The following is a 7,238-nucleotide window of genomic DNA, read 5'->3' as shown; positions in this document are numbered from 1 at the left end:
AGCTCGAAAACGATATGAATGTCATGGGCGTGCAGCGACATTTAAAAGTGTTGGGGATTTTTATTCGCTTGTCTGAGCGAGATGGCAAAGACCGCTATTTGGCGGATATTCCTAAGGTGATGCGTGATTTAATGTTCGAGTTAGAATGGTTAGAGGCGCACGGTAGACCGCATATGCAACAAGCAGTAGCGCCGTTTAATGAGAGTCTTAGGGATAATATACTGCCAGCTTATCAAAATAAGTTCGTACAGCAATATATTTAGAACGAAACACTTGCGAGCTTTATTTGACGCGAATGCTCATCTGATAAGTAATGCTCATTTGATAAGTTACGTTAAAACATTAGCAAGCTTTAATCTGAATGTATAATCCCATAAAATAAAAAAAGGAGCGCACATGTCTGAGATTGACCGAGCAATGATTACCCAAGCAATGATTTTGGCTGCTGGTAAGGGCACGCGTCTGCGTCCGTTAACACTGGATACACCCAAACCTCTGGTGGAGGTGGGTGGGCAACCGCTTATAGTCTGGCATATTAAAGCGCTACAAGCGTCTGGTATCACTGATATCACCATTAATGCGTCATGGCTGGCTGATAAGCTGATGGATACACTGGGTGATGGCAGTCAATACGGTGTTAAATTGCATTGGTCAGTAGAGGATGATGAGCCTCTAGAGACCGCAGGTGGTATTTTTCAAGCGTTACAAACTGGCAAGCTGCGCGATGAGCCATTTATCTTAGTGAACTCAGATGTATGGACGACCTATGATTTTGCGCAGTTGCGAGATTATAAGCTTGGCGCAGATCAGCGCGCATATCTGTTATTGATTGATAATCCAGAGCATAATAACGGCGGTGATTTTGCGATCAATAATGGTTTAGCCAGCGAGCAGCCGATTGGTGATGCAGACAAATACACCTTTGCTGGCATTAGTGTGATGTCACCACGATTGGTCGATGGGCTGGTATCAGGTCAGCCAGCAGCGTTGGCACCATTGCTCAAGCAAGCGATGATAAAGTTTCAAATCACGGCTGAAATTATTTCTGATAATTGGATAGATGTGGGCACGGCTGAACGCTTGGCGCAGGTAAATGAATTTATCAAAAGTAACGGTGTTGATCACCATCAAGGCGTTTAGACTATGGGATTTATAATAAAGGGCTTAGATTAAGATGCCTAATTCTTATTAATCTTGTATAAGTAATTACATAAAAAAGCAGCGTCGATGAATCGGCGCTGCTTTTTTATGTGATATAGCCATGGCTAAGTGGGCTGCAAATGACTGCTAGATACCCATAGCCAACTTGATTAATTGAGCAATCGTAAAAATAACTGCAAACCCTGCTATATATAGCCCAATGAACCATGCCCATTGTGACTGTTTCTTACTGAGCTTCTTCATGCTCGCCTCCTACTACGTGTTAATGCGCTTTAAAAAGTGTAGCCACTGCTAATATTTGCAGTAGCCACATTTTTATATCCTTTGTTTACCCTTAGTACATATGCTCATGTCCAGTTTTACCCTTAAAGGTGTAATAGGCAAAAGCGGTATAACTCAGGATAATCGGTAGCATTATGACGGCACCAACTAACATAAAGGATAGTGAGGTGTCAGCTGCGGCTGCCTCATAAATCGTCATCTGATACGGTACGATGTATGGGAACATGGCGAAACAAACCCCGATATAGCCCATCAAAAACAGTGCCACAGTCAACAAGAAAGGACGATATTCGCGCTCGCCACTTAAGTCTTTACGCATCAAGAAAAATAATAGTAAAACTATAATTGGCATAGGCGCTAGATATAATAGACCTGGGAAGCCAAACCAGCCTTCGAGGGCATTAATGTCTGAAAAATACATAAATGCTGTGACGACGGTCATTGCCACTACCAAAGCAGACAGCATCCAGCCAGACACTTTGCGTGCCCAGACTTGTAGGGTATGCTCAGTTTTGATAATGAGCCATGTAGAGCCAAGTAAGGCGTAACCAATAATCATGGCAAAGCCGCAGACAATCGAGAAAGGTGTGAGCCAGTCAAACGGCCCACCAGTATATAGGCGGTTGCTTGCCTCAAGACCTTGTACAAGCGCCCCAAGCATAATACCTTGAGAGAATGTAGCAACGACTGAACCAACAAAAAAGAAAGTGTCCCATACGTGACGACGTGAAGATGCTTTGAAGCGAAATTCAAATGCCACACCGCGCATTATTAGACCGAATAGCATAAAAGTAACAGGCAGATAAAGCCCCGTCATAATGATGCCATAAGCCACTGGGAAAGCAGCGAACAAGCCGCCACCGCCCAATACTAGCCAAGTCTCGTTACCATCCCAAAACGGGGCAATAGAGTTCATAATGCGGCTACGGTTTTTATCTGAGCCAGCAAAGGGAAACAAGATACCGCAGCCCAAATCAAAGCCATCAAGCAATACATAGATAAAGACGGATAGAGCGATCAGTCCGCCCCAAATTAAAGGTAAGTCTAATACATCACCGTAGTTAAACATTAGCGTAACCCTCCATCATCGACGTCGTTTGCAGGAGTATCTATATCTTCTTCAGTGCTCTTAGCAGGATTGCTATCGCCACTGAGCGCACGACCTTGGCTTTCGGTCACTGAGTGCTCATAGAAGTTATCATCGGCAGGATCTTCGTACGGTTTTGGCCCTTGAGCGATCAAGCGTAGAATATAAAAACTGCCTGCACCGAAGACAAATATATAGAGGACAATAAAACCAATCAACGTGGTTGCCACTTGCTGTGCTGCGAGCGGTGACATGCTTTCTGCGGTGCGTATCACACCATATACAGTCCATGGTTGACGACCTGTCTCGGTCACAAACCAGCCAGCCAGTAATGCGATAAAGCCAAGTGGCGTCATCATCATCCAAGCACGGTGGAACCAGACACTTTCGGGGCTATATTGTTGTTTTTTAAAGTATTTATAGAGACTAAATAAGCCGACCAGCACCATTAACATGCCAATACCAACCATGATGCGAAATGCCCAGAATACAATCATCACCGGTGGTTGGTCTTCAGGTGCCCAGTTTTTTAGGCCTTTTACTTCGCCATCTAACGAATGGGTAAGAATCAAGCCTGAAACATAGGGGATGCTTATTTCATATTTATTGGTTTGGTTTTCTTGGTCAGGAATAGCGAATAAGCGTAACGCTGCGCCGCGCTCATCCTCCCAAATACCTTCCATCGCTGCGACTTTGGCTGGCTGATGCTCTAAAGTATTTAGACCATGCTCATCGCCAATTAATACTTGAGCGGGTGCGACAAATATGGCCATAATCATGGCCATACCTAGCATGACACGACCATGTTGACGGTGTTCGGTATGCTTTTTAGATTGAATATAATAAGCACCAACCCCGCCAATGACAAAGGCAGTCGTCAAGAATGCCGCTGTCATCATATGAGCATAGCGGTAAGGGAATGAAGGGCTAAAAATGATCTCAAGCCAGTTGGTAGGATATAAAAGTCCATCTGCGCCCATCATAAAGCCTTGTGGCGTCTGCATAAAGCTGTTGGCGGCTAAAATCCAAAAGCCTGAAATCAGTGTACCAATGGCGACAATGGCAGTGGAAGCGAAATGCATACGCTTGCTCACGCGCCCCCAACCAAATAGCATAATACCTAAAAAGGATGCTTCTAAGAAAAACGCGGTCAATACTTCGTAGGCGAGTAGTGGCCCCAAGACGTTACCGGCTTTGTCAGAAAAGACCGCCCAGTTAGTACCGAACTGGTAGGACATTACTACACCAGATACCACGCCTAAGCCGAAAACAACGGCAAATATCTTGACCCAGTGTTTATAAACTTCAGCATAAATTGGCTCGCCTGTTTTGAGCCAACGGAATTCAAGCACCGTTAACCAGCTGGCAAGTCCGATAGAAAAGGCGGGAAAGACAATATGAAACGAGATAACAAAAGCGAATTGGATACGCGCGAGCATCAGCGCATCGAGCTGGTCAATCATAAACGTAGCGAACATAAACGGTTACCCTTATCTGTTAGCTGAATAGCGCTGGCTTCCATAAAACGCTCAAGTAACTGCCCGCAATCGTCTATAGATTAAGGTAAAAAATAGTACGGGCAATGGCTCAGTGTTGATTAGCGAGCAATCTTAGGGATAGAGTGCGGCTAAGCTATCGACTGTTTAGCTGAATTAAGTAATTTATATCCCTATAAATTAATACATTACTGTCAGGTGCTGTCAATATATTATGCGCTTCCCTCGATGCACACGCAAGCTGCGCAACAGATTGGTCGCATACCTGATAGTCATTAAAAACTGCTGAGATAAACCCAGAGATATCAGACTAATCGCTTGGGAAAACAAGGTGTTATCAAGTTTACCTTAATAACAGTAATGTTTTATTTGTGTCCTAGTATAGGCACAAATATCCAACAGAGTACAAAGTTGCAAAGCCATCTGCTTTACTCTTAATTTTAAAGCGCAAAGACCAGTGCAGTGATATATGACACTAGCAATCATTATTCCTGCAATTGTTTATGTAGAATCTGGCGTAATGTCAAAATAGTTTGCGGGTTAGTTTGAATGCTATGACCACCGCTGATAATCGTCTCAGAGGCCGCGCCATCAAGATGAGCGCTGGTATAAGGAACAATACCATCTGATAAACGTTCAGTTAGTGCTTGGCTGATATCTTCATTGACGGTGACGGTGACGGCTGCAACCAGTGGTTGGGCAGAGAGCTTTGAGCTATCAGAAGGGCTACTGGTACCGCCTGTCTCATCTTTGCTGTCTTCTTCTACTGCTTGTGATAAATCAACCTTTGCACCAGCTGGCTGCATTTGCGCCAGTCCTTTAGTAATATCGGCATCATTATTGGCAATGATAGAGTGATAGGTCACACGATCATTGATGGTGATGTCTTTCGTCAGCTGTATAAAAGAGGATTTGTCGCTCAGCTGACTTGCGCCATTTTGTAAATATAACGCACCCAAAGGATTTTGTGCCAAATCACCTTGCGTGGCAATGGTGGCTAAGTTGTCCGTGACAGTTTTTACCAAACCAACTGGCAAATAGACAATACGGCGCAGTGCCCGAGTGAACCAGCGATCTGCATAGTCAGTTCCACGAAAAGGCGCTGATAAAAAGACAGCCGTATCTACTTGTGGTAAGGCTTTTAGCTCAAAGCGTTCTTTTAGCTGATCTTCGCCAAATGATGCTTTAAGTGCGTCACGAATCTTACGTTTTTCACTGTCAGACAGCACATTTTGATCGTCTAGTCTATCTAGGTCATCGACCAAGTTTTCATCAGATAGCATCATGCGAGCGATAATGGCACCCATACTATGACTGATAATCACGCTGTTTTTGCTGGCGCGATTTTGTCCTTTAGGATCAGTTTGCTCATAGGTGCTGTTGATTAACTGTTGTATTTGATAACGGTTTTCTAAAATGGGCAAATTGGTTGGATAGAATATCTGCCACACTTGATAGTTATCACGCAACTTATCGTCGTTGAGAATATCGTTGGTTAAATTGACCCAAGTGGCAGGGCTAGAAGCCAAACCATGCAGCATAATCAGGACGCGCTTGTTGGGATCATAAGGCTCAAGCATGAATAATTTGGGCAGTCTGGCCTCTGGCTGGCGAGTGATTAAATTGAGATAACCGACGCCATCTAGCTGGTTCTCTGACAGCCACAAGCCATAACCTGCAGAAAAGTTAGCCGCCAGTGGATAGTCACTATTAAGGATATTAACGCTTTCGCTTTGGTATGGGTTGTATAAATGAATATCGAGTTTGCGACTGCTTAGTACATCCAGTACGCTATCGCCGCTTGGTTCAATCAATCCTGTTAATAGCAAATGTCCAGTAGGGTAGATACGCGAACTTGGCTTGCTCTCATCTGTGTCTCCATCTTTTTCATTGGTCAATCGACCTGACAATGATGACACTAATAATTGGCGAATCGTGGTGGTATAGCGGTCATCCAGTGATGCCACCAAGCTGATTCCTAAGCCTGGACGTTTGCTAATTGAGTTAAGCCCAGAGAGGCGTAATTCGTAAGTGGAAACCAAGTCTGCTAGTGCAGAGGTCTGCTTATGTGCATTTTGCAAATAGTTATTTTCGTTAGGCAAATAAACACCAAGATCATAATCATCAATTTGTATTTTCATGACGTTGACTTGATCAGTAGGTTTGCCCTTGAGCGGTGAATAATTGGCAATCGCGGCTTGGCTACTGTCATTAAGATTGCTAGCGGATGTGGGCAAATAGTCTACTTTGGTGCCGCCCATCAATTTATTTGAGCCGTTGGTTGATCTATAAAGCTGGGTTATCACATCATTACTGGCGGCATTATAGATGTCTTGGGTTTGAATATCGGTGTCATTTGGAATACGGTTCTGTGCCTGAGAGGGACTTTTATCTTGATCTGCGCCCTCAAAATCATGCGTCAAACTGTCATAAAATAAATAGGTATAACTGGATTTGATAGCATCGAATAGCCGCTCTTGATAACCTGTTAGACAGCGATTGGTGTTTTCTTGCTGGACTTTAGCTTCTGTATCTTCTAAAGGTGCGTTGGCATAATAAGGATCAAGTGGCGGGCGAGCCAGCGCATTGCGGCAGTCTTGAGAGGCAGAAAGCTGTCGCGCTTTTGCGTAGTGTAACTCTGCAAAAACTGCCAAAGCAGGACGGTAGTGTTCATTCAAAATACTGTCAGTAAGCTGAGTGAGGCATAAATCAAACTGCTGCATACAGGCTTGCTCATTGAGCCCTGCCGATAAGAGCGCTGATGCCGTGTCACTGCTTAATTTTTTGGTAGTGACGATATTACCGCGCTGCGCAGTAATCGTCTTCGCTGACGCTTGCTTATTCACTGATACCGTACTGCACGCAGGTAGTAATGCTACCGCGGCTATCAAGGCGACTGATGTGATCGAAAATGGGGTTTTCTTAGCATGCGTCACCATATTTTTGATAGGGCTAGCGAAAGTCATAGGTGAGTCCAGTTAGTCGTAAAAGCATGATTGAGTCAGTAATTTATAAGAAGAAGTGTAGCGTAACTTTTCGCATTAAACTATTTTATTTAAATTTCAAAAATACGGTTTAAACTTCGATAATTGAATTGAACACGCATTTAAATAAGATAGACAGCAAGTTGGATTCAATGGAGTTTTGCTAGACATAAAAAAGCCCCTGACTCTATATTGAAGTAATTTCGATATAAAGTCAGGGGCTTAGTC

Annotated in this window: 5 protein-coding genes and 1 pseudogene; 2 read left to right on the top strand and 4 right to left on the bottom strand. The window is 43.8% G+C overall.

Going from position 1 to position 7,238, the window contains the following annotated elements:
- Positions 1-263, top strand: a pseudogene (locus JMV76_RS03405) (aminoglycoside phosphotransferase); the annotation flags it as partial.
- 133 nt (positions 264-396) lie between these two features.
- The gene (murU, locus tag JMV76_RS03400) at positions 397-1,140 is read left to right on the top strand and encodes an N-acetylmuramate alpha-1-phosphate uridylyltransferase MurU (RefSeq protein ID WP_307783608.1); all 744 of its coding nucleotides are present in this window, start codon (positions 397-399) and stop codon (positions 1,138-1,140) included.
- Positions 1,141-1,287: 147 nt separating this feature from the next.
- On the opposite strand, the gene JMV76_RS15230 is transcribed toward murU, so the two are convergent.
- The 4 genes from JMV76_RS15230 to JMV76_RS03385 all read right to left on the bottom strand — a co-directional run bounded on the left by JMV76_RS15230 (position 1,288) and on the right by JMV76_RS03385 (position 6,992).
- Positions 1,288-1,404: a DUF2474 domain-containing protein gene (locus tag JMV76_RS15230; RefSeq protein ID WP_372815413.1), complete on the bottom strand. Its 117-nt coding sequence runs from the start codon at positions 1,402-1,404 to the stop codon at positions 1,288-1,290.
- A gap of 91 nt (positions 1,405-1,495) precedes the next feature.
- Positions 1,496-2,512 carry a cytochrome d ubiquinol oxidase subunit II gene (gene cydB / locus JMV76_RS03395; protein ID WP_201501606.1) on the bottom strand — a complete coding sequence of 339 codons (1,017 nt, stop codon included), beginning with the start codon at positions 2,510-2,512 and terminating at the stop codon, positions 1,496-1,498.
- Positions 2,512-4,008 carry a cytochrome ubiquinol oxidase subunit I gene (locus JMV76_RS03390; RefSeq protein ID WP_227690051.1) on the bottom strand — a complete coding sequence of 499 codons (1,497 nt, stop codon included), beginning with the start codon at positions 4,006-4,008 and terminating at the stop codon, positions 2,512-2,514. Before JMV76_RS03390 ends, cydB begins: the two co-directional genes overlap by 1 nt.
- A 503-nt stretch (positions 4,009-4,511) precedes the next feature.
- A complete protein-coding gene (locus tag JMV76_RS03385) occupies positions 4,512-6,992 on the bottom strand; it encodes an esterase/lipase family protein (protein ID WP_201501605.1) in 2,481 nt (826 codons plus the stop codon).
- Between the last annotated feature and the right edge of the window lie 246 nt (positions 6,993-7,238).

Source organism: Psychrobacter cibarius (genome assembly GCF_904845955.1).
GTDB classification, from domain to species: domain Bacteria; phylum Pseudomonadota; class Gammaproteobacteria; order Pseudomonadales; family Moraxellaceae; genus Psychrobacter; species Psychrobacter cibarius_B.
Note: the sequence above shows the minus strand (reverse complement) of the source record. Positions and strands in the feature narration are given on the sequence as shown.

What these genes read in the sequence shown, in the direction of transcription:
- murU (WP_307783608.1), top strand. Translation starts at nt 397, where the DNA reads ATGTCTGAGATTGACCGAGCAATGATTACCCAAGCAATGATTTTGGCT.
- JMV76_RS15230 (WP_372815413.1), bottom strand. Translation starts at nt 1,404, where the DNA reads ATGAAGAAGCTCAGTAAGAAACAGTCACAATGGGCATGGTTCATTGGG.
- cydB (WP_201501606.1), bottom strand. Translation starts at nt 2,512, where the DNA reads ATGTTTAACTACGGTGATGTATTAGACTTACCTTTAATTTGGGGCGGA.
- JMV76_RS03390 (WP_227690051.1), bottom strand. Translation starts at nt 4,008, where the DNA reads ATGTTCGCTACGTTTATGATTGACCAGCTCGATGCGCTGATGCTCGCG.
- JMV76_RS03385 (WP_201501605.1), bottom strand. Translation starts at nt 6,992, where the DNA reads ATGACTTTCGCTAGCCCTATCAAAAATATGGTGACGCATGCTAAGAAA.